The sequence below is a fragment of the Methylomonas rivi genome (assembly GCF_024505165.1).
GTDB lineage: Bacteria > Pseudomonadota > Gammaproteobacteria > Methylococcales > Methylomonadaceae > Methylomonas > Methylomonas rivi.
Map to the genome: position 1 here is coordinate 36,776 of NZ_JANIBK010000004.1, position 24,384 is coordinate 61,159.

General features: G+C 55.7%; 15 protein-coding genes. 4 read left to right on the forward strand and 11 right to left on the reverse strand.

The window, feature by feature from the left end:
• Window positions 1-2: 2 nt before the first annotated feature.
• The gene (locus NP596_RS01640) at window positions 3-1,508 is read left to right on the forward strand and encodes a cbb3-type cytochrome c oxidase subunit I (protein ID WP_256613460.1); all 1,506 of its coding nucleotides are present in this window, start codon (window positions 3-5) and stop codon (window positions 1,506-1,508) included.
• Between the two features lie 76 nt (window positions 1,509-1,584).
• Here NP596_RS01640 and NP596_RS01645 read toward each other — a convergent pair whose 3' ends face one another.
• The 6 genes from NP596_RS01645 to NP596_RS01670 all read right to left on the reverse strand — a co-directional run bounded on the left by NP596_RS01645 (window position 1,585) and on the right by NP596_RS01670 (window position 13,814).
• Window positions 1,585-1,785 (reverse strand): KTSC domain-containing protein, encoded by a 201-nt coding sequence (locus tag NP596_RS01645; protein WP_256613461.1) that lies wholly within the window; start codon window positions 1,783-1,785, stop codon window positions 1,585-1,587.
• 145 nt (window positions 1,786-1,930) lie between these two features.
• Window positions 1,931-4,657 (reverse strand): EAL domain-containing protein, encoded by a 2,727-nt coding sequence (locus NP596_RS01650; RefSeq protein ID WP_256613462.1) that lies wholly within the window; start codon window positions 4,655-4,657, stop codon window positions 1,931-1,933.
• 7 nt (window positions 4,658-4,664) lie between these two features.
• Window positions 4,665-7,964 (reverse strand): PAS domain S-box protein, encoded by a 3,300-nt coding sequence (locus tag NP596_RS01655; protein ID WP_256613463.1) that lies wholly within the window; start codon window positions 7,962-7,964, stop codon window positions 4,665-4,667.
• 4 nt (window positions 7,965-7,968) lie between these two features.
• Window positions 7,969-8,502 carry a TOL_0243 family YfiR-like periplasmic protein gene (locus NP596_RS01660; RefSeq protein ID WP_256613464.1) on the reverse strand — a complete coding sequence of 178 codons (534 nt, stop codon included), beginning with the start codon at window positions 8,500-8,502 and terminating at the stop codon, window positions 7,969-7,971.
• Window positions 8,503-8,655: 153 nt separating this feature from the next.
• Complete coding sequence (locus tag NP596_RS01665) at window positions 8,656-11,013, reverse strand: TonB-dependent siderophore receptor (RefSeq protein ID WP_256613465.1); 2,358 nt, start codon at window positions 11,011-11,013, stop codon at window positions 8,656-8,658.
• Window positions 11,014-11,453: 440 nt separating this feature from the next.
• Window positions 11,454-13,814 (reverse strand): penicillin acylase family protein, encoded by a 2,361-nt coding sequence (locus tag NP596_RS01670; RefSeq protein ID WP_256613466.1) that lies wholly within the window; start codon window positions 13,812-13,814, stop codon window positions 11,454-11,456.
• Between the two features lie 341 nt (window positions 13,815-14,155).
• Between NP596_RS01670 and NP596_RS01675 the strand changes: the two genes are divergently transcribed.
• Window positions 14,156-15,427 carry an autotransporter outer membrane beta-barrel domain-containing protein gene (locus NP596_RS01675; RefSeq protein ID WP_256613467.1) on the forward strand — a complete coding sequence of 424 codons (1,272 nt, stop codon included), beginning with the start codon at window positions 14,156-14,158 and terminating at the stop codon, window positions 15,425-15,427.
• A gap of 55 nt (window positions 15,428-15,482) precedes the next feature.
• Here the strand turns inward: NP596_RS01675 and NP596_RS01680 are convergent, their stop codons facing one another.
• The 4 genes from NP596_RS01680 to NP596_RS01695 form a co-directional block, all read right to left on the reverse strand.
• Window positions 15,483-16,289: an alpha/beta fold hydrolase gene (locus NP596_RS01680; protein ID WP_256613468.1), complete on the reverse strand. Its 807-nt coding sequence runs from the start codon at window positions 16,287-16,289 to the stop codon at window positions 15,483-15,485.
• A gap of 51 nt (window positions 16,290-16,340) precedes the next feature.
• The gene (locus tag NP596_RS01685; protein WP_256613469.1) at window positions 16,341-20,045 is read right to left on the reverse strand and encodes a WD40 repeat domain-containing protein; all 3,705 of its coding nucleotides are present in this window, start codon (window positions 20,043-20,045) and stop codon (window positions 16,341-16,343) included.
• A 5-nt stretch (window positions 20,046-20,050) separates the two neighbouring features.
• Window positions 20,051-21,469 carry a toll/interleukin-1 receptor domain-containing protein gene (locus NP596_RS01690; RefSeq protein ID WP_256613470.1) on the reverse strand — a complete coding sequence of 473 codons (1,419 nt, stop codon included), beginning with the start codon at window positions 21,467-21,469 and terminating at the stop codon, window positions 20,051-20,053.
• 98 nt (window positions 21,470-21,567) lie between these two features.
• The gene (locus NP596_RS01695) at window positions 21,568-22,005 is read right to left on the reverse strand and encodes an NUDIX domain-containing protein (protein WP_256613471.1); all 438 of its coding nucleotides are present in this window, start codon (window positions 22,003-22,005) and stop codon (window positions 21,568-21,570) included.
• A gap of 107 nt (window positions 22,006-22,112) precedes the next feature.
• Between NP596_RS01695 and NP596_RS01700 the strand changes: the two genes are divergently transcribed.
• Complete coding sequence (locus NP596_RS01700; protein ID WP_256613472.1) at window positions 22,113-23,057, forward strand: histone deacetylase family protein; 945 nt, start codon at window positions 22,113-22,115, stop codon at window positions 23,055-23,057.
• Between the two features lie 16 nt (window positions 23,058-23,073).
• On the opposite strand, the gene NP596_RS01705 is transcribed toward NP596_RS01700, so the two are convergent.
• The gene (locus NP596_RS01705; protein WP_256613473.1) at window positions 23,074-23,562 is read right to left on the reverse strand and encodes a cytochrome P460 family protein; all 489 of its coding nucleotides are present in this window, start codon (window positions 23,560-23,562) and stop codon (window positions 23,074-23,076) included.
• Window positions 23,563-23,812: 250 nt separating this feature from the next.
• Between NP596_RS01705 and NP596_RS01710 the strand changes: the two genes are divergently transcribed.
• Window positions 23,813-24,163 (forward strand): hypothetical protein, encoded by a 351-nt coding sequence (locus NP596_RS01710; RefSeq protein ID WP_256613474.1) that lies wholly within the window; start codon window positions 23,813-23,815, stop codon window positions 24,161-24,163.
• Window positions 24,164-24,384 lie beyond the last annotated feature (221 nt).

Sequence of the window (24,384 nt, forward strand, 5' to 3'; positions counted from 1 at the left end):
AGATGACGCTACAAGCCTATCAAGAAAAAGCCGCCGTCTGCTGGGCGGACTGCAAGCAACGTTACGCTGTATTCATGGCCAACCCGCATTTGAGCGGCGGACAAAAATTGGCGGTACATTATTTCACGGTCGCCATGGTGTTGTTCATGGCGCAACTGCTGTTCGGTTTATTGGCCGGCCTGCAATTTCTGTTTCCGAGCTTTTTATACGAAATCCTGGATTTCAACGTTAACCGCATGGTGCACATCAATGCCATGGTGGTCTGGATGCTGTACGGCTTCATCGGCTCGGTGTACTGGTTTCTGGAAGACGAAAGCGGCGTCGAAATCGTCGGCCTGAAATGGGGACGACTGGCATTCTGGGTGTTGACCGGCGCGGTCGCCATCGTGGTGCTGGTGTATCTGTTCATCCAGTTCGGCGCCGGCAACGACACGTCGCTGTGGCTGATCAACGAAGGCCGCGAATATATCGAAGCCCCGCGCTGGGCCGACATCGGTATCGTCGCCGTGGTGTTGACCTTCTTTTATAACGTCGCCGCCACCTTTGCCAAGGGCAAATGGTCCGGTATTGCCGGCGTGTTGACCTTGGATCTGGTCGCCTTGGCCGGCCTGTATCTGGCCGGTATGTTTTATGTTACCAACATTTCGGTCGACCAATATTGGTGGTGGTGGGTGATCCACTTATGGGTGGAAGCCACCTGGGAAGTATTGGTAGGCTGTATCATGGCCTGGAGCTTGATGAAACTGCTTGGCGTGCGCCGGCAAGTGGTGCAAACCTGGCTGTATATCGAAGTAGCCTTGATGTTCGGCTCCGGCATTTTGGGCTTGGGCCATCATTATTTCTGGATCGGCACGCCCGAATACTGGTTCACCATCGGCGGTTTTTTCTCCGCGCTGGAACCGATTCCGTTGGTGGCGATGGTGGTGCATTCTATTTACGACTCTGGCGTGCACCGGTTTAAAAACAGCAATCATCCGGCCTTGGCCTGGGTGATCGCGCACGCTTTCGGCAACTTTTTAGGCGCCGGCGTCTGGGGCTTCATGCATACCTTGCCGCAGATCAATCTCTACACCCACGGCACCCAGTGGTCGGCCTCGCATGGCCATCTGGCCTTCTTCGGCGCCTACGCCACCATCAACATCGCCTTCTTTTATCTGGCGGTGCAACAAGCCCGCGGCAATGTCTGGATGGGCGGCGACTTGGTCAACGGCTGGCGCTGGAAAACCGCCGCGGTGTTGTTAAATCTGGGCGTTTTGGGCATGACGGTAGCGCTGCTGATCGCCGGTTACGAACAATCGTTTATCGAACGCGCCGTGGAAGGTTCCACTTGGGCCGGCTATTTCGCCGCCCAAAACCATCCCTGGTTCATGCAGGCCATGGTCTGGCGCATGGTGTTCGGATTGATGACGGCGGCGGGCGGCGGCCTGCTGTTCTGGGACTTGCTGGAAATCGGCAAGGGCGAGCAGAGGCCGGCGGCAATAATTGGCGATGCGGCAACTGCTGAATGAGTCTGTTTTTATCATGGAAAGAACCTGGATGGGTTGCCTAAACAATCCATCCAATTCGACACATGAGCGCTGAAAATCAACAAGGAAAAGCGTTTTGGATATGCCGCTTGAAAAAGCGGTTTTTTGAGCGAGCATTAATAAATGCTTCAAAGGTCTGTTCAGGCACATGGCAAAATTCTTGCGGTTTGTCGTTACGGAATGACACCCGCAATTTATGGGTTTTCTCGTCGTATCCCACAACGTCGATAGTGCTGGATTTGACCGTTTGTATTTTCATGGGACACCCCGCATACCTGCTAAAGCCGGTTAGGTATTGGGGGATAGTCAATAGTTCCGAAGCGAAAGCGGAAACGTCGCACCTGCTTTGGACGCCCCCTATCCGCTGGCCGACCATGCCGTTTCGGCCGTGCCTGATAACCGCATCATTTATCGGCGAAAGCCGACTGTTCCGCAACAGGCCCGAACTGCAATTCAAATACCTCTACCGGCAGCGCCCGGCTATATAAAAAACCCTGGTAAAGGCGGCAACCGTGCGCTTCCAGGAACGAACGCTGAGCTTCCGTCTCCACCCCCTCGGCAATACTTTCTATTTTCAAATTATTAGCCATGCCGATAATGGTTTGCACGATAACTGCGTCGCTTTGGGTCAGCCCGATATTACGGACGAAGGATTGGTCTATTTTCAACTGGTCTATCGGCAGTTTGGTGAGGTAGTACAAGGATGAGTAACCGGTGCCGAAATCGTCCAAGGAAAAGCTGACGCCGATTTTTTTCAGTTGGTGCATCTTGACGATAGTATCGTCGATATCATTCAGCACCAGCGTCTCGGTAAGTTCGAGTTTCAACCGGTTGGGGTTGACCGAATACTTGCTTAGCGAATCCAGGACTTGCGCGACAAAGTTTGCTTGATGGAATTGCCGGGCGCTGACGTTGACGGCAAGTTGCAACGCGGCATGATCGGGGTCGGATTCCCAGCGCCGCAGCTGAGCGCATGCGGCGTCCAATACCCATTGCCCCATGGGCAAGATCAACCCGGTTTCCTCGGCCAACGGAATAAAGTCCAGCGGCGGAACCATGCCGAGCCGCGGGTGTATCCAGCGTATCAATACTTCCGCGCTCAATATTTGCCCGGCTTGGTTTACCTGCATCTGATAAAAAAGCCTGAATTGGTCTCCGGTCAAGGCCGCGCGCAAGTCGCGTTCCGTCTCGCTGCGTTTCTCCAATGCCGCCTGCATGGCCGGATCGTAAAAAAGCAGACTGTTGCGTCCGCAGCGCTTGGCTTGATACAAGGCGGTATCCGCGCAGCGTAACAATTCCTCGGCGCTAGTGTCCTGGTGGCGGAATAATATAACCCCCATGCTGGCCGAACAATGGTGCTCGAATCCTTGCAATAAATAGGGCCGGCCAATCGCCGCGAGCATCTTGTTTCCCACGATTTTGGTATGGTTGGACGCTTGCGAGTAATCCTTGCTCAAGCCGTTAAGAATCACCACAAATTCGTCGCCGCCCAATCTGGCTACCGTATCGCCTTCCCGCACACAGGCCTGCACGCGCTGCGCCACCTCCACCAATAACAAATCGCCCGCGTTATGGCCTTTGGTGTCGTTAAGCGTTTTGAAGTTATCCAGGTCGATAAACAAGGCCGCGCCGTGATTTGCATGCCGGGCATTGCCGGCGATGGATTGTTGCAAACGGTCGTACAACAGGCGCCGATTCGGTAAGTTGGTGAGCGGGTCATAGAAAGCCAGGCGTTCAATTTCGGCTTCGGCCCGTTTTTGAGCCATCACTCTGCTAAAATTTTCCAGCGCGAAATTGATATCCATCGACATCTCAAGCAAAAGATCGCGCGCGGCTTCGTCGAAGGCGTTAGCTTGATCGGCATACAGAATGAACGCACCGATTGCGGTATCGTTTCGGTACAGCGGTAACGAAGCCGATGCCGCCCAACCAGCCTTCACGCCGAGCGCTTTCCAAGGCGCGGTGACCGGGTCGTTGATAAAATCCTGGCACCAATAAGGCCGCTGTTCCCGAATGGCCGTTCCGGTTGGACCGTGCCCGTACGGGCTGTCGGCATCTACCGATGCCTCAAGGTATTGCAAATCATCGGCTCCTTCGCCGAAACTGGCGACCGGCTTAATCAATTTGGTTTCGGCATCGATCATGCCGACCCAGGCCATCTTCATGCCGCCAAATTGCACGGCGGCCCGGCATATCTCCAAAAACAGCTCCGCTTCGCCGCTACAATGCGCTATGGCTTTGTTGCAACGGCTCAAGGCGGCATACAAGCGCATATGCCGTTGGATTTTTTCTTCGGCCGCTTTACGCTCGGTAATGTCGCGCGCGATACCCAAGACGCCGATTAACTTGCCGTCCCGGTCCAGCATCGGTGTCTTGAGGGTTTCGAACAGCCCCCGGTAACCGTTATCGGCAAAGGTCAGCCACTCCTCGTTGGTGTTCACGTTGCCCGCGGCCATGGCCTTCAAATCGTTTTCCCGAAAAAGATCGGCCAACTCGCGGCCGACAAAATCGTAATCCGTTTTACCGACGATTTGCGCTTCCTTGGCGCCGAAAAAACGTTCGAACTGCCGATTACAGGCCAGATAAACGCCTTCCGGATCCTTTAACCAAACCGGCTCGGGGATGGTATACAACAGCGTTTGCAATTGCGTATTCGCCAGCATCAGCTCATCCAGACTTGTCCTCAGCTTGGCTTCGCTTTCGGCCAGCCGCCGGCTACGTTCCGTTACCAGCTCCTCAAGATGGTTGCGGAGTCTATCGATTTCCAGATGGGTACGCACCCGGCTCAACAATTCCTCGCGCTGATAGGGTTTGGTCACAAAATCGACCGCACCCAAACCAAAGCCTTGCACCTTTTCATCGGTGTCGGACAGCGCGCTAATGAAGATCACGGGCACGTTTCGGGTATCGGGATTAGCCTTGAGTCTGCGGCAAACCTCGAAACCGTCCATGCCGGGCATCAGGATATCCAGCAATACCAAGTCGGGCGGGTTACCGATAGTCGATTCTATGGCCAACTCCCCATTAATAGCGGCGCGAACTTCGTAGCCTTCCGCCTTCAGCAAGTCGCTCAACAACTTCAGAGAAGCCGCCGTGTCGTCTACTACCAATATGTTATTTTTCTTTGACATGCCAATCCTAAACGGTCCGCAGCGCCTTCAGAATCGCCGGATAATCGAAATTATAAACAAGCCGGCTTAATATGTTCTGTAATTGCGGATCGTAATCCGCAATCCGTTCAATAATCAGTTCCATACGCTCGCTTTCCAGGCTGACCACCGCGCTCTCCAGGTCGCGGCGCAATTGCTCCGGCAACACGGCCAGCATATCCGCCGTCAATGCTACGGATTCATTTGCGGCTGTTTCGGTTTCCGCGTAGACGAACTTTGCGCCCAGCAGGCTGGACATACATTCATAGATATCGCCGGCTTGAAACGGTTTGCTTATAAGGCTATCCATACCGGCAATCAACATTTCGGTGCGCTGCTCGGAAAACGCGGATGCGGTGACCGCAACGATTTTTACCCGCCGGCCTTCGGGACTTTGACGGATGACTTTTGTCGCTTCCACGCCGTCCATGACCGGCATTTGTCTGTCCATCAATATTAAATGCGGGTGCCATTTATGGAATAATTCCACCGCTTCCCGGCCGTTTTCCGCCTGTTTGACCTGAAAACCGAGCGGTTCCAGCAGGTTGACCAGCAACAGCCGATTGTCTTGCTGATCTTCCGCCACGAGTATCCGAAACGTGGGTTGACCGGGCGCCAAGCTCAAGACATCCCGTTCTTCCGTGCCATGCAACCTGCCGATATCGACGGCGTCGGCAATGCCCAACGGTAAATCGATGCGAAACAGCGAGCCCTTGCCCGGCGTGCTTTCCAGGCTAAGATGCCCCTTCATCAGCTGCACGAATTGCCGGGTGATGCTTAAGCCGAGTCCGGTGCCTTTGTTATCCGCCGTTTTACCCAATTGCACGAAGGGTTCGAAGATACGTTGTTGATCTTCCGGGGCGATACCGGGACCCGTATCTTCAACTTCGATCAATAAGTGCGAAACGGCGTTGTTTTTGGTGCCCAGGCGTATGGTTACACCGCCATGCTCGGTAAATTTCAGGGCATTGCCCACCAAGTTGATTAACACTTGGCGTAAGCGGGCTTGGTCGCCAACAATGTAACGCGGAAAATCGGAAGACTGATCAATGGTGAGCTCCAGCTGTTTTTCCTTGGCCCGCCCCTGCATCATATCCATTACATCGCATAACATACCCCCCAAATCGAAGGCCTCCTCTTCCAGTTGGATCCGACCCGCTTCGATCTTGGCCATTTCCAAGACGTCATTGATCAGCGTCAACAAATGTTCGCCGCTACGGTTAATGATATCGACGTTGCGCCTGTCCGCCTCCGGCAACAGAGGGTTTTTGCGCATAATCGAGGAAAAACCCAGAATGGCGTTCAACGGCGTGCGCAGCTCATGACTCATGTTGGCCAAAAACACGCTTTTGGCTTTGTTGGCCGCCTCGGCGGCGTCCCGGGTTAACATGAGTTCTTGCGTCCGTTGCCGCACGGTTTCTTCCAGTTGGTCCCGGTAGCGCCTGAGTTCGACTTCCGCTCGTTTTTGCTCGGTTATATCGCGCGCAATCTTGGAGGCACCTATAATTTCGCCTTGCTGGTTTTTCAACGGAGACACTGTCACCGAAACATCGATTAGCCGACCATCCTTGCGGCGGCGCACGGTTTCATAGTGCCGAATAAACTCGCCGCGGCGGATCTTCTCCTGTATCTCTCGCTCTTCGTTCAACCGGTCGCCGGGAATCAACTCGGTAACCCTATGCCCAATAATTTCGTCTGCCCGGTATCCCAGCATGCGTTCCGCGCCCTTATTCCAGTTGATGATGACGCCGTCCAGCGTTTTGCCTACGATGGCATCGTCGGAGGATTCGACAATCGCGGCGTATTCCGTCAACAGTTTCTCGGTTTGCTTGCGTTCGGTAATATCCCGGCAGATTGCCAGATTGTATTTCCGGCCATCGAACTCAAAATAGTTCGCCGTCAATTCCACCGGAAAAATACGCCCGTCCCGGGTACGGTGTCTGGTTTCGAACTGCATTTGGCGGCGGATGGACAACTCCCGCCAAAAGTTCTCCCAAACCTCCGGCGACCAGTCGGGATCGATATCGAATACGCCCATACCGCCGGTAAGCTCTTCACGGCTATATCCCAAGGTGGTAACGGCGCTCTGGTTGACATAGAGAAAATGAGGGTCGTTGTCGCCCATCAGCGTAATAGTTTCCTTTACCTGATCCATGGCGTGGGTCAGCAATTGCAATTGGTGCTGGGCGTGTTTACGTTCGGTGAGATCATAGGCCAGGCCGACAAAACCGGCGGTCCGGCCGCTTTCTTCCCGCAGACGGGTAACTGACAGATTAACCGGGATCCGCTTGCCGTCCTTACGAATGAAAGTCCATTCGTTTTCCTCCGGCAAATCATGCATCGGCCGGATCGTAAACGCTTCGAATCCCGGCGCTATTGTTGTACCCAGCTGTGCGGATAAACGAGTGGCGTACCTGCTTATCTCATCGGGATCGTGCCATAGTGTGGGCGTCTGTTTACCTATCACCTCCTTTGCCGCGTACCCCAGCAAACGTTCGGCGGCGGGATTGAAGCTATTGATTATGCCGCCGCAATCGCTGGAGATAATAGCGTAGGCCGCGTCGTCTAGAATGGTACGCTGAAAAATGCTGAGCCGCTGTAGATGTTCTTCCCGTTCCTGAATGGCTTGCATCATGCTATTGAAATTTTGACCTAGGCGGCCTATCTCATCCGTACTGGTAGCAGGCACGCGCTGCTTGTAGTCGGCGGTAACCCGGACCCGCTCGGTCGCTTCGGTCAATAATGCAATCGGACGCACGATAGTCCGGCGCAAGATAGTCAGTTGCCCGAACGTGGTCGTCAACAACACAGCTATGCCGGCGCCGAAGATCCAAAGCGCCAAATGAGTTTGCTTGCCGAGTTGCTCCAAGCGCATGGTCATGCGGAGGCGTCCGCCGTTCGGTAAGGCTTGCCATAATTCAGCCGAACCATCCTCGATGCGGATCCCGTCCGATTTGAGGCTCGAAATTTGCAGCGGTGAATCGGATGCGAGATTGATGCCCGCCAGCACTCGGCCGTTTTCCAAAAAAATTTGCGCTTCACGTATCTGCGAATAAGCCCTTAGAGTATCCAGAACTTCCTGCGCGCGCGCGGGGTCCTCGAAGGCCACCGCCGCGTCCGTTCCGACGGAGATAAGCCGCGCATAGGGTTCCATGATCTGCCGCACCCGGGTTTCCAGCGTGAAGCGATCGACGAGTATGAATGCGACACCTCCGACTATGAATGCCAGCAGCGCCGCCCCCCAAAGCACTCGCGCCAGCCTGTTGTAAATATTGTGCTGGAAAGACATCGCCTTATCTCACCTTACGGATCACACCGTGCTCCAAAATGCCGCTGGATACCTCCAGCATCTTGGTCTGAATAGTCAATGCAACCGCTCGCGCTTGGTCCAAATTGATATTCATATGCACTCTGTCATCGACGTTGAATTGTATTATCCCGCCTTCCCGCAAAAATTCCGGCGCATCGCCGACTGTCAGTACCGGTTTATTTTTAATTTGATCCAGCGCCCAACGGCGGCGGCCGGCACTTTTATAGGCAATAAACACGATGTGGCAGTCGGGCATTTCATCCAGGCTATCGGCACGTAACACCTTGAACGCACGCCCCTTTTCAGTACGATTGCTAAATGTGGTTTCCATAATATCGCCGAAAGGGTCGTCGCCCAGAATACCGATAACCCAAGACGATCGATCGTCGGCGAATGCATGGGACGGCCATTCGACATAATGGGCGAAGTTGCGCAGAAAAGCCGCTTCCACTTCATTTGGGTGCTTTCTGTCTTGGCTCGCCCCTATGCCGGGTAACACCAGCAGGCATGTTATCAATCCGATACCAATTGTTCTTAGTATGCCGTTGAGTTTGCAGCAGTCAACAGACTTTGAGGGCAAGCTGGATACCCAGGGACTCTTTACTGTCATCCGGGATATTCCACCGACAGAGGGGCGGCAACGGTGTTTTGGCGCGGCATGGGGGCTGACTCAGTAATTAACCGAGAAGGTAAGCATAAACTCGCGGGGCCTGCCCCGCGTACTTTGCGAGGGACGATATTGTTCGTTCGCCAGATTTTTGCCCATCAGGTCCAAACTCATGCGGTGGCCGCCCGCTTCCCAGGCATAACCCACCGTGGCGTTGAACAACGCGTACGTCTGGCGGGACGACGCCGGGCTGCTGGGTAGCAGCGTCTGGTCGTAAACAAAATTGACGCCGCCCGCCAGGTAAAGCCCTTCCAGCCCGTTTTGCGCAAAGTCGTAACGCGTCCACAAGTTAGCGATGTGCGGCGCGCTCATCTGCAAGGGCGCGTTGTGAAATAAACTGACATTCTTGTAGTTAGCCTGTCCGGCCGCGTCGAGCGTATTCGGATCCTGGGCGAGTATGGCGGCGTCGCTGCCGCTGAATTCGGTGATACGGGCGTCCATGTAACTGTAAGATGTATATAACTGCCAGTTATCCGTCAGCTTTATCGTGGTATCGAGTTCGATACCGCGAGAACGCTGTTCGCCGCTTTGAATGTTATTGATCACCACCGCGCCGAGTGCGTTGGTTTGCGCAAGATCGTTGACGACATTTCGATTGCGTATATCGAAGAAGGTCAACGTGCCGGAAACCCGTCCGTCAAACAAACTGGCCTTCAGACCGACATCGTAGCCCCAGCCCTCGGTCGGGGCCGGAATACTACTGGTACCGTCGATATTGTTGATCGGGAAAGTGCCGGGTACGAAAGATTCGGCGTAACTGCCGAACAGGGATAATTCGGGCGTCAATTTGTATAGCACCCCAAATTGGGGCGTGACTCGGCTGGCGGTGGATTGCGCAATCCCAGTCGCGCGATCGTTGACCTGGCTTTCGGTCGATGTCCAACGCCAACCCGTCAGCACCAATAACCGATCGTTGAAGAAACCCAGGGTGGAGCCGCCGTAAACGGACTTGTCCACGTAGTTGATGCGTTGGTCCAAGGGGCTTTCGGTTAACAACGACAGTGGAATGCCGGTATCGCGGTTCCAGGTGGCGGGATTGCTTAAATCCCACAATGGCAGCGGCGACGCGGTGGGCACATTACCCAAGGCGGGATCGTTCGGCGCCTGACCGGCCTTTCTGGCGAAATAGCGGTCGACGTATTGTCCGCCCAGCAATAGCCTCAGGCTGGCGAAGCCTAAATCGTACTTGCCGACGGCTTGCAACTCTATGCTGTCGTCGCGGTTGCTGTAAACCTGCTGCCTGACACGGCGGCCTTGCATTAGCGTGGTATTGTTGGCCATCCCGAAGTTGCCGGTGAACAGCGCGTCGACCTCGTATTCCAAATGCGAAAAACCGCTGCGCAGATTCCAGTGCTCGTTAGCCCGAAAGTCTATCCAGGTACTCAGATTGTGCGTATTGCTGTTGCGGTAGTCGCTGTAGGCCATGCTATTCCAGTTATTGGCCAGGCCCGGCACATCGACCCCCACCAAGTTCGGATCCGCTGCGGTCGGTACGACGCCGGTTTGGGTGTTACGGCCGGGCTTTTGCATCAGTTGCGGTTCTTCGATTTTTTGAAAGTTTTCGTACTTAAACGTGATGCTCAGGCGATCGCTGGGTTGCCAAAGTATCGATGGCGAAATGTTCCAGCTATGCGCATCGTAAGGTTTCCAATAGTCGATATCCTGATCGTAGGAAGCGGCAAAACGGTAAGCCAGCGTATCGGTGGCCGGCCCCGTTACGTCCACATCGAAACGGTGCTGGCCGTAGGCGCCATAACGGGCATCGGCATTGGCCGCGAATTTGCGCCGCGGATTTTTGGTAATTACATTGACGATGCCGCCGGGCGCAACCTGCCCGTACAAAAACGACGACGGCCCCTTGACCACTTCAACCCGGGCGATATTGGTGAAATCGAAGATCGACGGGCCATGCACGCCGTCGCGAAGAACTTGAATGTTGCCGCCGGCCAGGGAGCCGACCGCGAACCCCCGAATGGCCAGATTGGCGTTACCTTCATTGAAATCGTTGCTGCGATAGGTGACGCCCGGCGAATAACGGGCCACATCGAAGATATCCCGCGGTTTTTGATCCTTGATAAAGGATTTCGTAAAAGATTGAATTGCAAAGGGCAGATCCCGGATTGGCGTATCGAAACGGGAACCGGATACCGAGTTGGATGCCTTGTATCCGCTGTCGAGCTGTGCAGATACTTCGAACGGCGAGACTTTGACTTTCACCAGTTCCGTAATGTCCATATCCGCCAAGTCTTTCGCCTCTTCGGCGGGCGGCGAATTGGGTTTCGCGACGCCGATCGCCTGAACCGGCATTGGTTCGGCGGCGGCTATCGAGGGTCGTTCCGCCGGTTCGCCGGCCCGTGCCATGGATAAACAACACGGTAATAAAGAAACCCCAAAAACGCTGCATGTCCTCGCTAAACAGCGGAGCAAGCCCGGCAAAGTGTTTGAAACCATCGTTTGCACCCGAGCGCTTAATTGAATACGGGCGGCGCGAATAACCGGCAACTAAGGCCGGCCCGGCTGAGCGGCATTCGATAAATTCAAAAACAAGCAAGATTGGACGTTGGTTCGCAACATTAGCGGCTCCTCTTATCAATTTAGGCTTCGTAGACCGTCGAACGGGTCATACCAGAACTTTTGCAAGCGAATTGACGTTACTACTTTGGAAGCATTTAGAGTATGCAAATCGACCCGCTGGTATCTAATTTTACTAACGGTAAGCCAAATCGGTAATCACTCTAATCAACCCCGGCGCAAGTCTTGTACAAGCCGCCGCGTAAAAATACCATATATCGACAAAAAGTTTATCGCGGTAAAAACGATAAGCTGTGCGCAACAGTATTAGTCCGCATCGGCGACGCAACCCCGTTTTGCCAGTAGGGTTGCTGGTCGCGGTAATGGCTGGAAAACGGATGCCCGGATTGTCCGCCCGGCATGTGGAAAATAGCATCCTCGGGATGTAAGGGCGACAGCACCAGGCGCTCGCTGGCGCCATGGGCGGTATCCATGACTTTTACGCAGAGGCCGGCGCAGCCGTCGCTCTCGAAACGGGGCATGTCCAACAGCTCGCCCAGCAACGGCGCCACTTTGTTGAACGGGTGGTGCAAGATTATCGGGTGGGTTTCGCCCCAAGCCAAGTTTGCCAGATCTTTATCTGGATATTCCTGCTGTAACTTTTGGGCGGACCGAGTCAAGCTTTCCACTATCATTCGGCGCCAATCGTCGCGATACCGCGCCCGCAATAATCCGGCCGGTTGTTGCGTCAATAGTAAACGCAAGGGCGTTTCCATCTCGCGCCAGGCATATCTAAAATCCGCATCGTAGACTTGGCAGGCGGCGACGATTTTGGCAAACACCTCTTTAGCTAATTGGCTCCTGAACTCCGCCAATAACGCCGCACCTATGCTATCGGTGCGCATATGGCCATCCCAAGCCGTTAACGCTTGCCCGGCTTGTTGTAACACAGGCTCCTTAACATCGATATGGCTCAGTTCGTCCAAAGCCAGTTGCCGGTAAAAATCGTACACGGCGTTGCGGGTATCCAACTGCACCGCCAACATATCGCCTTCCGTCAGCCGGTTTTGTCCGCGCAGTAATTCGGCGATGCGAAACGCCCGGTAACCCAGCGCCCAGTTATGCGCGATCGCATGCGGGTAATCGCGGCCCAAGGTGCGATTATTGGCGGTGACGATAAAACCTTCCGGCGGATCGATCAAGCGCGGCAATGCGTCCGGCGCCAGAAATTGTTGCCACGCCAGATCGCCATCCGCCCAGGAACGGCTGGCCAAGCCGTCGAAACCGACTCGTTGCGGAAAACGGCCCATATAGGTCCAGCCGATATGCCCTGCCCGGTCGGCAATCACCACATTTTGCGGCGGCGCCGCGATCCGGTTCAAAATATCCGTGGCCTGTTGCACGCTTTGGGCATCATCCATGTCCAACAAACCTAAATCGACGCCATGCGGTTCCAAGGCCGTCCATTTAATGGCCACCGGTTTGCCGAGCAAGCTTTGTTCAGAAACCGGCCCCCAAATCGTGTCGCGCACGGTCATTTCGACGGCGGGCGCATCCTTGACCTGAATCGTCTCCGTATGGATGCCGAATTTGGCCCACCCCTGCGGCGCGCGGTATTCCAAAGGATTATCCGGATTGACATCCAGACTGACCAGATCCAGCAAATCGGCGGTGACATTGGTAAAACCCCAGGCTATATCGTCGTTGCCGCCGACGATGATGCCGGGCACGCCGGGCAAACTCACCCCGTAAACGCGCCGCTTCGGATAGGCTATTCCGGCCCGATACCAGGTATTCGGTATGCTCAGACCCAGGTGCATATCGTTGGCGACCATGGCCCGGCCATCAACGGTTTTACTGCCGGCCACCACCCAGTTATTAGAACCGATCACCACATTCCCCGCATCGACCCCGGCTTGCGCCAATAAGGCGCCGGGTTCAGGCAGGCCGGCAAAAACCCAGGGCGGAACGCCGGGGTTAAACCGGCGCGGCGTCTCGCCTCCGACCAGCGTGGTAGTGTAACTGTCGGTATCCGGGGTTAAAAATTCCAGCAAATCCTTGGGCAGGGCCTTTTCCATGACGCTGAACATGCGCTCGTCCTGTTCGTAACCGTTCAGGGTTTGAAACATGCTCAATATCACCAGGATACTGTCTTCCTCCCGCCACGGCTCGGGCCGGTGCCGCAACAGCAAAAATTCGGGCGGCAGAATGCGGGCTTGCGCCAGATAGGCATTCACGCCGGCTACGTAAGCCCGCAACAGCCGACGCTGCTCGACGGGCAAATCCCGCACGATTTGTTGGGCGGTTTTCGATAATTGATAGACGCGTTGCTTGCGGTCGCTGTCCAGCGCCGCCCGGCCGAATAATTCCGCCAAACGCCCGGCGCTTTTGCGCCGCATCAATTCCATTTGAAACAAGCGGTCGCGGGCGTGCAAAAATCCCAATATCCGCAACGCATCCGCCCGGTTTTCGGCGAAAATGGCGGGAACGCCCAATTCGTCGCTATTTACCTTTACCTGGGCATTCAAGCCGGGTAACACCGCATCGCCGTCTTCGTTCGGCAAAGAAGCCCGCATCAGTACAAAAAACGCACTAATGACTATTAGCGCCATCATCGGAGCGGTAATCGAAACAAGCTTTAACGTGCGCATCAAATTATCTGAAAATAGAGGCTATGAAATGTCATAGGTCGAATGATAATGAAATCCGGCAGTGATGTCAGTCGGTTATGCAGCCCAAACGACATCGATGGTTTGCGTAGGTTGATGGGTTAGGCGTCAGCCGTAGCCCAACGCAGCGGCTTATTGCGACTCAATGGCTTCGATTGCCGGGTTACGCTCTATCGAACTAACCCGACCTACGCAATCGCACCGCAGCGGCCGGCATTCGCTGAATAGTTAATAAATTTTTGTGATGCGGATAGCAAAATCCCCCGGAGATACTACACTGTAATGCGGTTATTCAGACTGGTATTCATCATAAGGGGGCGGCTATGAATAATGACTTAAAACGAAACGGGACCGTGCAAAGCGGATGCGCAAGAGACTGGCGCTTTTCGCCGCGATTCCCTACGGTTACGGTTTCGTCCTTGGTATTTATTGCCGCGGCTTTGAGTGGACGGTTTGTCGCGGCGCAGACTTTTAATGACGCCAGCACCGCCGAGCTCGATCGTATCTGCCGGCAAGATTCCGCTTTCAATTCTACAGACCAACTTGGCGGTATTTGTTCGGCCTTGCAAGCGGGAGGCGTACCGGCCGCATCCGGCATAGGCAGCCAGTCTCAGCCCAGTTCGCTGCTTATTTCCCAACAACAATTAAAAGACATACAAACCCAAAAGGAAAAGAAAAAAAGGCCGCGGGCATCGGCCGACGTCATTGCCGCGCAATGGAATAAATTCAGTACCTTTTTAACCGCCGGGGCCACCACGCTGCGCCATTATCAAAATCCCTTCGAGGACGGCTACAACGCTACCATTCCCGCGGTAACTCTCGGGGGCGGTTATTCCATTTTGAATAATCTGGATGTGGGGCTGGCGTTCAATTACGCCAACACAAACGGGACCTATCATTCCGGCGGCGGATTCGACAGCAACGCATACACCCCGCTGTTGTATGTCAATTATCTGCCTTTCGATAACGCCTTCGTCAATCTGGCCCTCAGTTACACCCGGCGGAACCAAACCATAGACCGGTTCGCCGTTGCCGGAACGGACGGTTTTACCGGTAACACTACCGTCATTTCCAGGCTGACCAGCGGGAATTTCAACGCCAACCAATACAGTCTCAACTTTTTAAGCGGCTACGATTTCGCAATAAACAATATTACGTTCGGCCCCCGGGTCGGCGTCGACGTGCGGCAATGGGAAATCGACAGTTACCGCGAATCGTCAAACACCGGCCTGGAGTTGCGTTACAACGCTCAACATCAAACCTCGCTGCAGACCAACCTGGGCTTGTTCGCCTCTTCCGCCCATAGTTTTTCCTTTGGGGTTTTAGTGCCGCAAATCAACGTAGCCTGGGTACACGAACATGCCAACGATTCGCGCACCATTAACGCCCATTTCATTCAGGCCACCGATTCCACGACCGGCCCCGGCTTTGTCTTTCAAACCGAAAATCCGGCCCGCGACTGGGCCCTGATCGATATCGGGGCATCGTTACTTATGGAGAAAGGCATTCAAGCGTTTGCCAACTTTACAACGGTACAAGGCAACAGCAACTTTGAAAGCTATGGCGGCAATGTGGGCGTAAGAATGGAGTGGTAAGTTACAACCCGCTTTTGGCTGTCGATGCGGCCGCCGCTCGTTCAAGACAGGCGCCTTATTCGGCCGCATCGGCCAAAATGCTTGTCCACAGCCGTTCCCAGCAACAGGCATGATCGAAATTTTCGATTACGGTCAAGCGGGAGCCCAACCGCCGCGCCGCGTTCGCCATCAATACCGGCGGCACGACATCATCTTCGGCGCCGGCAAAATGATACTGCCGAATCGATGGGGCAAGCGGCGCCAGCGCGGCCGGATTTAATGACCCTTTCAGATCGTCGCTAGCCGTATAAACCGCCCAGGCTTCCAGGTCCAGGTTGGCGGCAACGGTCACCACGGCAACCGTTTCAGCTAAACGCGAGGCAAGCAGCACGGCAAGCGCCCCGCCGCCGCTATGCCCAAACAAGGCGATATTTCGGTAATTCCGCTGCCGAAGCAATTGCTTGATCGCTGCCGACAAACTGGCCACCACCGCCTCGCCATAGCGATGGCTTAACCAAAAACGGTTCGGGCAGGCTCCCATAGACTGCATGCCGTGGTAGCAAGGCCGGCCCAGATAAACGGCGGGGGCCGGATCTAACTTCATCAGTCTTAACATCATGGGATTGCGGGGTGTCGGGTCGTCGGCCGGGCGGCCGGCAATCCAGGGCGTGCCGTCGCCGTCGATATAAACATGCAAGGTGTTCGCTGAATTTCCCGGCTTGCTGTAAACCACGTGTTGAAAGCCGGAACCGTCGACAATCTCGCGCCGCAAATGCAGCAAATCGGCTTGGCGGGCAAATTCTTCCGCGGCGCGGGTACAGCCTCCTCCCAGGATTGCCCCCATGGCAACGATGGCCATGCATTTGATCGATAAGCCTTTCATCGCGTCACCTGATTCAACCGCAATCAAACCATTTCATGCCGGCGGCCCGATTTAGGGCGCCGCCGGAAGGGCATCGGCAGTCCGCCAGGCGGCGCAGGTCCGCCGAGGCAAGCTTCCCCCCAAATAGTCTTGCCATTCGTCGGGGCTTAAATTGCGTCCCGCCTTTCGGCAGAGCGCATCGAAGGCCATTTGCGGATCGGCGGCATGTAAGCGGACGCGCCCGTCGCTAAGCGCCGACGCCAGCAGCGGCGGGTCGTCCAGGCTGAATGCCACGCCCCAGACTTCTGCGCCATGACCGATCCGGTCTATTTCAAGGCCGCTGGCGGTTTCGATGATTCTGCTTATCCCATCGGCGCCGGCAGTAGCCAAAAAATCCCCCTTGGCGCTGAAGGCGATACTTCTTGCTTCGCCGCCGTGTTTAATCAAAGAAACCAACTTGCCGGTAGCGAGCTCGATCAATCTGACGGCATTGTCCATGCTGCCTGTTGCCAACAGTTTGCCATCCGGACTGAAAGCCACGTTAAGCACGCTGCCGGCGTGGACGAATTCGGCCGTTTCCCTGCCGGTGCGCCAGTCGAATAATCTTGCCCGCTTGTCTTCGCCGGCTATTGCCAGAACCCGATTGTCCCGGCTAAAGGCCAACTGCGTGACCGGCGCGGAAAATTTTAGGGTTTGCACGGGTTGCCAGGCCTGGGTATCGAGTAAAGATACCGTGCCATTCTTGCCGGCAATGGCCAATAGCTGCCCATCGAAACTAAACGCCACAAACCTGGTTTCGTCGGCATGATCAATTTTGTTTGTCACTTTGCCGCTGGCCGTATCCATTACCAGTACGGTTTTATCCAGGCTGGCAGTGGCCAGCCAGCGGCCATCGGGACTGAAAGCGATCCCCCTCACCTCTCCCGAATGCCGAACCGAGGCGATTTCCCGGCCGGCGGCCATATCGATCAATTTGGCGGTATTGTCCTTGCTGGCGGTAGCCAGCCAGCGCCCGTCCCGACTAAATGCAACGGCATAAACGCTATCATGGTGCCGGAACGCCATCAGTTGCCGGCCTGTCGCCACATCGTAGACGGTTGCGGTTTTATCCTGGCTGGCCGCCGCCAACAAACCGCCGCGCGGATAGAAGGCCACCCCCATAATGCTGTCCGTCCGCCGGATACGGATATCGTCCGGATATTTTCCGGTTTCGAACAGGCGTAGCTGCCGGTCCATGCCGACGGTTGCCAGCGTGCGGCTATCCGGGCTGAAGACGACATTCCATACCGCCCCACCGTGCATCAATCCGGCTATCTCCCGCCAGGATGCCGTTTCGAGGAGGCGGACACTGCCGTCCAGGCCGGCAATCGCCAGCAAGTGCGAATCCGGGCTGAACCTGACGCTATAAACATCGTCCGCGCCGCTAAACCGCGCGGCTTCCATACCGCCGGCCACTTCGGTTATTTTGGCCGTATTGTCGTCGCTGCCCGTCGCCAGCCAGCGGCCGTCCGCGCTAAAGGCCAAACTCGCCACCGCTTCGTTGTGTTTGATGCGGGTTAATGCCTTACCGGTTTCGGCATCGATAATGCTGGCCAGATTATCCAGGCTGGCCGTAGCCAATAAACGGCCATCGGCGTTAAACGCAATGTGGGTCACCCCGGCGCCGTGCTTGAGCCGCAACAATTCCTTGCCGGAGGAGATTTCGATCAGTCTGGCGGTTTTATCCCGGCTGGCACTGGCAAGGCTGCGGCCGCCAGGGCTAAAGGCGATATTCGACACTTCGCCGCCATGGCGAAACCGCCACAATTCCCGGCCGGCCGACACATCGATCAGGCGCGCCGTACCGTCTTTGCCGGCCGCCGCCAAAAACCGGCCGTCCGGACTGAAACCGACTGCATTGACTTCGCCGTCCAGGCTAAGCCGAAACACGGTCCGCCGGTTTACCGCGTCTATTATCCTGACTTGGCGGTCGCTGCAACCGGTGGCCATAAAGCGTCCATCGGGACTGAAAGCGATGCTGTTGATCCAACCGTCATGCGCCATGGAAAAAATCTCCTCGCCGGTTTGGCGGTTGAATACGCGCAATTGTCCGCCTTCGTCGCCGGTTGCCAGCAAGCCTCCGTCGGGGCCGATGCCGATCGCATAAATCGGCCGCTCATGCCCTATGCGATAATTGGGCAACAAGCGCAACAGCGCATGGGCGGTGGCGGCGGCCTCCGCATTGGGTTGAATACGCCACGACTCGAGCGCCAGCGCCGCGGCCCGTTCCACAATACGGTCATCCGCCGCCGTATCGGCCAGCAAGGCCGCCTGGGCGGCGAGTTTACCGGATTGGGTGATATTGCGCGCTTGCTCGGCCGAAATACGCGACTGTTTGGCATCCCACCAGTTCCACCAGCCCCAAGCCGCGGTCAACAGAAAGACCGCCGCCAAACTGACGAAAACCATGGCCCAGCGCTTGGCCTGCCGCTCCCGCTGCTCGGCCTCGGCCCTGGCCTGTTCGTCCAGACGCTGTTTCTCCAACATTTGCCGTTGTTCCCGACTTTTACGCACCACGCCGGCCAATACATCGTGAATCAACTCTATCCGTTTGACGCCGCCCTGCTGCTCCTGGCGTAAAATCAATAGCCTTCCTTGCACCAGGGCATCCAGGGCATCCCGGGTAATACCGGGGGTTTCCAGCGCATTATCGTAGGCTTCGCTGTTTCGGTAACCCGAGACGGTCAGCAGCCTGTCCTCGATGAACCGGCGTAATGCCGGCGCTTGATCGTGCAGGCAGCGCCGGTAGAACTGGTCCAGTATCGATTCCCGGCTGCTGTCGACCAGCCGCGCCTCTATCCGCTCGGCCCGGTTTTGGATTCTGCGTTCGTTCAACTCCCGGCACAGCAGGCTCAACAAGGCCGGTTCGATGCGCAAATCCTCTAATTCGCTTAGCGCCTGTTCGCCTTGCTCGCCGGCCACCAACCGGACGATGCTTTCGGCTGTCTCCGCTGCGAGCAAGCGGCCGTGCGTCTGGTCGACCACCGCCAATGCCTGTTTTCCGTTCATGGGACGCAGCCGCATACGATTGTGCATGATCGAAGGCATCAACGGCCGCAGTTCTTCCAAATTGGCCAGATAGTCTTCGCGCAGGCTCAAAATCAGCTTGAAACGGTGGCGGCTAAAATCGAAATCTTCGGACAACTCCGGATTTTCATCCAAGCGCCTCTTCACGGTTTCGGGGCAACGGCCTTCAATCAGGTCCGCCAGCTCCGTAATGAAGTTATCGGTAGCCCGCCGCCGGTTTGGGGTTTCGCGGCCCAAGGTAAAAATTTCCTCGAACTGGTCGAAACACAGCAGCGGCAGCGCGATACGGTTGCGGGCGTCCCAAAACTCGGACTGTTTGCGATGGAAATATTCCCATAAGGTTTCGCTCTCCATCCGCGCCGGCGCCTCTACCGCATGCGTATCGGCTTGCCGGTCCAGGGCCGCGTATACCTGCCGGCGTAGCGGTAACGCATCGTCCGCAAAATTCAGCCGGATAATGACGGGCAGCATGGGATCGAGGCGTAACAGCGGAAACAGCCCGGCCTGCAGTAACGAACTTTTACCCAAGCCGGAAACGCCGCACAGCACGGTAAGACGTTCGCGATTGACCAGCCGATGCAGTTTGGTTATATCCTGAGTCCGACCCTTGAAAAATTGCGCCTCTTGTTCTTTAAAAGCCGCCAGCCCCGGCCAGGGATGTTCCGCATCGACAAGGGCGTATTCTATTGCGGGGTCGGCGGACATTGGCATGACGGTTACTCCGAATTGCGCCGGTAGGCCCGCTGCAGCTGCTTGAGCTCGGTTAAAAACGCCGCGCCGCATTGACCGTTTTGCAGCCGTTCCCAATGCAACTCGCGAATATACTCGTCCAAATTGGGATCGTCGGGCGGCGTGTCGTCTATGGCCAAAGGCATGATGAAGCGCCGGCTTTCCGGATAAAAATCCGCGCATTCTTGCGCGTACTTCCATTCGAACCTAAAGAAGCGCCGCTCCTGCGTCAAGGTATGGCGGGAAATGATAGGCACGAATAGCGCGCATTGTTCGATATTGGTTTTGATGCGGGCTTTAAAGTTGTCGCCAACCCGCAGGGCGTTCGTATTCCTATCGAACCAAACTTCAATACCGGCCGTTTCCAAAGCATGTTTAATGGCTATTACCGCTTCTTCATCTTCATGGGCGTAGCTCAGAAAAACGGCGCCGCCGCGCATTGGCTCCCTTGCATCCGGCTCGGCAACAAGTTCGACCGGTTCGGCTTTGTCAACGGGAAGGGCGCGGGCCGCCGTATCGAAATGCTCGCCATCGTCAACGCCGGCAGGATGCATTGCCGTCCAACGTTGATACAACTCGTTGACGAACTCGATGGATTGCATGGGGAAAATTTTGGTACGGCTACTGAAATGCAGCAGAAATTCGGCCAGGTTTATTTCCTTGCGGATTTGGTCGCCGACCAAAAAATCGGTTTTTTCCTTGGAAATAATCAAGCGGTGCCTGTTACCGAGACGCACGAAAAACCGCCCCAACCAATCGAATAATTGGCAGCCGATAATCATCAGGCCCTGTCCGACTAACGCATCGAACAACAGTTTCGGGCGGGTATCCGCCGACTGCAGTGCGTGCATAAACTCTAAAATGTCTTCATCGGTCACCGCGTAATCCGGCGCGGCGGTTAATTTGCCGAACAGATGAAATACCGTGGTGCCGGCCAAATATTCCATTTCCTCCGGCAAATCCTTGCCGGAACCGGGGTAGAACTCTAAAACCTGGGTGCTATCCTTACCCCGATACCGAACTTGGTTAAGCGTCCGGACCAGATAGGGATCGAAACAAGTGGTGACAAATAGTTTCAGCGGCCTGATTTCGGCAAGCTTCACCAGGGTTTCCGGCGGCTTAACCTGCGACAATTCGGCCAGCGCGCGTTTCAGCACGGGATACATGTCTTCCCGTTGCCCGCCCTGGGCGAGATAGCGGCAGGCGACAGTATTTAAGGTATCGTCCGCTTCGGACTTAATTCCCAGGCGTTTTGCCAGTTGCTCGGCCAAGTAGTCGTACAGCAGGGCCGGTTTGCCGTCGATGTCCAGCATCAGCAGCTCCGGCCCGATAACGGGTATCACCCGGCCTTCCTCTATGAACGCCATCAGCTGTTCCCAAAGCCGCTCGATATTCGCCTCTATCATATGCAAGCCCTGTCAGTTGAAATGCCGGGATATTCCATACACTATAGTAGACCCATACCGCGGCTAATCAAGCCCGTTAAGGAGATTCCCAAATTTGTCTATAGGCGTAACGGCGTTACCCGGCCGCTACGCAAAAACTCTCGATAATCGGCCAGCACTTGGGCATGGTCGAAAGCCAGTTGGGCCGGCAAGTTGTCGAACGTGAACAATCCGGCGTTTTTGGCATCATCCGCGGCCAGCGGCAGTCCGTGTGCTTGCCCGACATAGACCGCCGTGACGGTATGATTGCGCGGATCGCGGGCGGGATCGGAATAAATCCCCAACAATGCCGTTAACTCGACATTCAGCCCGGTTTCTTCCCTGGCTTCGCGGATGGCGGCGCGCTCCACGGTTTCGCCGACATCGACGAAACCGCCCGGCACGGCCCAGCCGTAGGGAGGAAAGGCGCGTTCGATCAAGACGAAAGGCCGTTCCGGCACATCGATCAATTCAATCAAAATATCGGCGGCGAGCAACGGGGTAATAGGCTTGGCCATGTTGATCCTCTGTAGGGTTAGGAAAACCAAGTTTAGCGGTCGACTTGATTTTAAACCAGCCATGCCTCATAACACGCAATAGCTAGCGAATTTTTAGAGGGGGCCTTATGACTATGCTCTATTACAGCCACGCCGAGTTTCTGTCCCACGATACCGGTCCCGGCCACCCGGAAAGTCCCGACCGCTTGCGCGCCATAGAAACAGCAATGAACATACCCCGGTTTCAGGGCATACGCCGCGTCTCGCCGCCGCTGCCGGACGACATAGAAACCAAACTGGCCCTGATTCATACGCCGGCCATGATCGCGCGCGTATTGGCGGGCATTCCCGCCGAGGGATTAAGTTATTTCGACGCCGATACCGTGGCCTCGCCGGGTTCGAAAGCCGCCGCGCTACGCGCGGTAGGCGCGGTCTGCGACGCAGTGGATCAAATCTGCACGGACCGGGCCCAGCAAGCTTTCTGCGCCGTGCGCCCGCCCGGCCACCATGCCATGCCCGGTTATCCCATGGGATTCTGTCTGTTCAACAACATCGCCATTGCCGCGGAATATGCCCGTACCCGCTACGGCTTGGAACGTATCGCTATCGTGGATTTCGATGTGCACCACGGCAACGGCACGCAGGCGGCGTTTTATCAGCAACCGCAAGTGCTGTACGCCTCCAGCCACCAATGGCCGCATTATCCCGGCAGCGGCCATCCCTCCGAAAACGGGGTGGGCAATATCATCAACGTTCCGCTGCCGACCGGCACCGACGGCAAAACATTTCGGGCCAAATACTCGGAAACCATTTTACCGGCCGTGCGCAAATTCAACCCGCAACTCATTCTGATTTCCGCCGGATTCGATGCACATAAAGACGATCCGTTGGCTTCGTTGCGGCTGGTGGAAGACGATTATGCCTGGGTGACGCGGCAGTTGAGAGACATTGCCGATGCCGTTTGTAACGGACGCATTATTTCCGCGCTGGAGGGCGGCTACGATTTGCGGGCCTTGTCGGCCAGCGTCGCCGCGCACGTCGGCAGCCTGGCCGGATTGAATGGGGGCGATTGAATCGCCCCCCGCGGGATTATTGCAAAACAGGTACGGTGTAGACGTAATCGTTGTCTTTCATCGGCGTGTGGCAGGCGAAACAAGTCGCCGACTTTTCCTTGTCGTTCATCACCAGTTTATCGCCCTCCCAATGGCCGAAGCCCCAGCCGCCGGTTTCGGCGAATTTCTTGCTGTCCTTAACCATGGCTTCGGCGCCGGCGAATTCCCCCGGCACCACGGCTTGCGGCCAGTTGGGGTGAGTTTTTTCCTTCCAACCGACCTTGGCGAAGACGGTGCCGTCCGGCCAGGGTTTGGTATTGCCGGCGCGAGCCGCCTTGATAGCGACGTCGTTACCGAGAATGGTCCGCACCAGCTGTTTATCCAGCCGATGAGACACGCTCAGGGTCGACCAGTCCTTATATTCCCCATGCACCGGCTTGGCGGCTTGGGTTTCGGCGTGAAGTGTCGTGGCAGTGGTGAAAGCAGCTGCTGCGAGCAGCAATGCAGCGGTAGAAGCGTTCTTCATGGTCATCCTCCGTAATCGGCAATCGAGTTTGTGGGTAAAGCACCCAAGATTCTAACCATTTGCCCGTCGGCCCGCCAACTAAATCACCCAAAAGCCGGTAAACATATCCGTAGCCAAACCATGCGTAAATGGAATTCTTAACCAATCTGTCACTTACGCCAAGCACAATTCGGCTATGATGGGCACGGGTTGAAAGCCTTCGGCCCTTTTATCCCACCTCCTTTTCACTCCTCAAAATCAAAATTACATTATGAATATCATCAAAATCACCCTGTTGGCCTTTTCCTTGATCTTGTCCGCGGGCGTAACTGGCGGCATGGCTTACGCCGAGGAAACCGCCGGCAATCCGGCCTCCAATATCAGCGAAGCTATTTCACACATCGAGCAAGCCATTACCGAAATCCAAAAAAGCGATTTCAATACCGCTCGGGTACATTTAAAAGCCGCGCGCGCATCCGCGGAAAAGATTTCAGGCCACGACGATGTGGTTAAACAAGCCAATGGCTTGGTTATTCAAGGGCAAATTAAAACTAAAAAAGGCGACATCAAAAGTTCTACCGAAGACTTGAACAAAGCCCTGGAACTGTATAAGTCGCTGTAATTTTTGCCGGATGTCAAACGAGCGCTTACAGGCGCCCGTTTCGCGGTCTTACCGGCCAAGGCTTTCGTCGGAAATGGCTGCCACTTACGGTTGGCTCTGCGTGCGAACCCATCAGGGCGCTTCAAGCTGCATTCCCTTGCCGAGCATCCATCGTTATACGCATCTATGTTTGTAACCGTCGTTCCGGCAGGGATTGCCGGAATCCAGGCTTCAGGGATGAT

What these genes read in the sequence shown, in the direction of transcription:
- NP596_RS01710 (WP_256613474.1), top strand. Translation starts at nt 23,813, where the DNA reads ATGAATATCATCAAAATCACCCTGTTGGCCTTTTCCTTGATCTTGTCC.
- NP596_RS01670 (WP_256613466.1), bottom strand. Translation starts at nt 13,814, where the DNA reads ATGCGCACGTTAAAGCTTGTTTCGATTACCGCTCCGATGATGGCGCTA.
- NP596_RS01705 (WP_256613473.1), bottom strand. Translation starts at nt 23,562, where the DNA reads ATGAAGAACGCTTCTACCGCTGCATTGCTGCTCGCAGCAGCTGCTTTC.
- NP596_RS01680 (WP_256613468.1), bottom strand. Translation starts at nt 16,289, where the DNA reads ATGAAAGGCTTATCGATCAAATGCATGGCCATCGTTGCCATGGGGGCA.
- NP596_RS01640 (WP_256613460.1), top strand. Translation starts at nt 3, where the DNA reads ATGACGCTACAAGCCTATCAAGAAAAAGCCGCCGTCTGCTGGGCGGAC.
- NP596_RS01695 (WP_256613471.1), bottom strand. Translation starts at nt 22,005, where the DNA reads ATGGCCAAGCCTATTACCCCGTTGCTCGCCGCCGATATTTTGATTGAA.
- NP596_RS01685 (WP_256613469.1), bottom strand. Translation starts at nt 20,045, where the DNA reads ATGCCAATGTCCGCCGACCCCGCAATAGAATACGCCCTTGTCGATGCG.
- NP596_RS01645 (WP_256613461.1), bottom strand. Translation starts at nt 1,785, where the DNA reads ATGAAAATACAAACGGTCAAATCCAGCACTATCGACGTTGTGGGATAC.
- NP596_RS01665 (WP_256613465.1), bottom strand. Translation starts at nt 11,013, where the DNA reads ATGGCACGGGCCGGCGAACCGGCGGAACGACCCTCGATAGCCGCCGCC.
- NP596_RS01655 (WP_256613463.1), bottom strand. Translation starts at nt 7,964, where the DNA reads ATGTCTTTCCAGCACAATATTTACAACAGGCTGGCGCGAGTGCTTTGG.
- NP596_RS01700 (WP_256613472.1), top strand. Translation starts at nt 22,113, where the DNA reads ATGACTATGCTCTATTACAGCCACGCCGAGTTTCTGTCCCACGATACC.
- NP596_RS01650 (WP_256613462.1), bottom strand. Translation starts at nt 4,657, where the DNA reads ATGTCAAAGAAAAATAACATATTGGTAGTAGACGACACGGCGGCTTCT.
- NP596_RS01690 (WP_256613470.1), bottom strand. Translation starts at nt 21,469, where the DNA reads ATGATAGAGGCGAATATCGAGCGGCTTTGGGAACAGCTGATGGCGTTC.
- NP596_RS01675 (WP_256613467.1), top strand. Translation starts at nt 14,156, where the DNA reads ATGAATAATGACTTAAAACGAAACGGGACCGTGCAAAGCGGATGCGCA.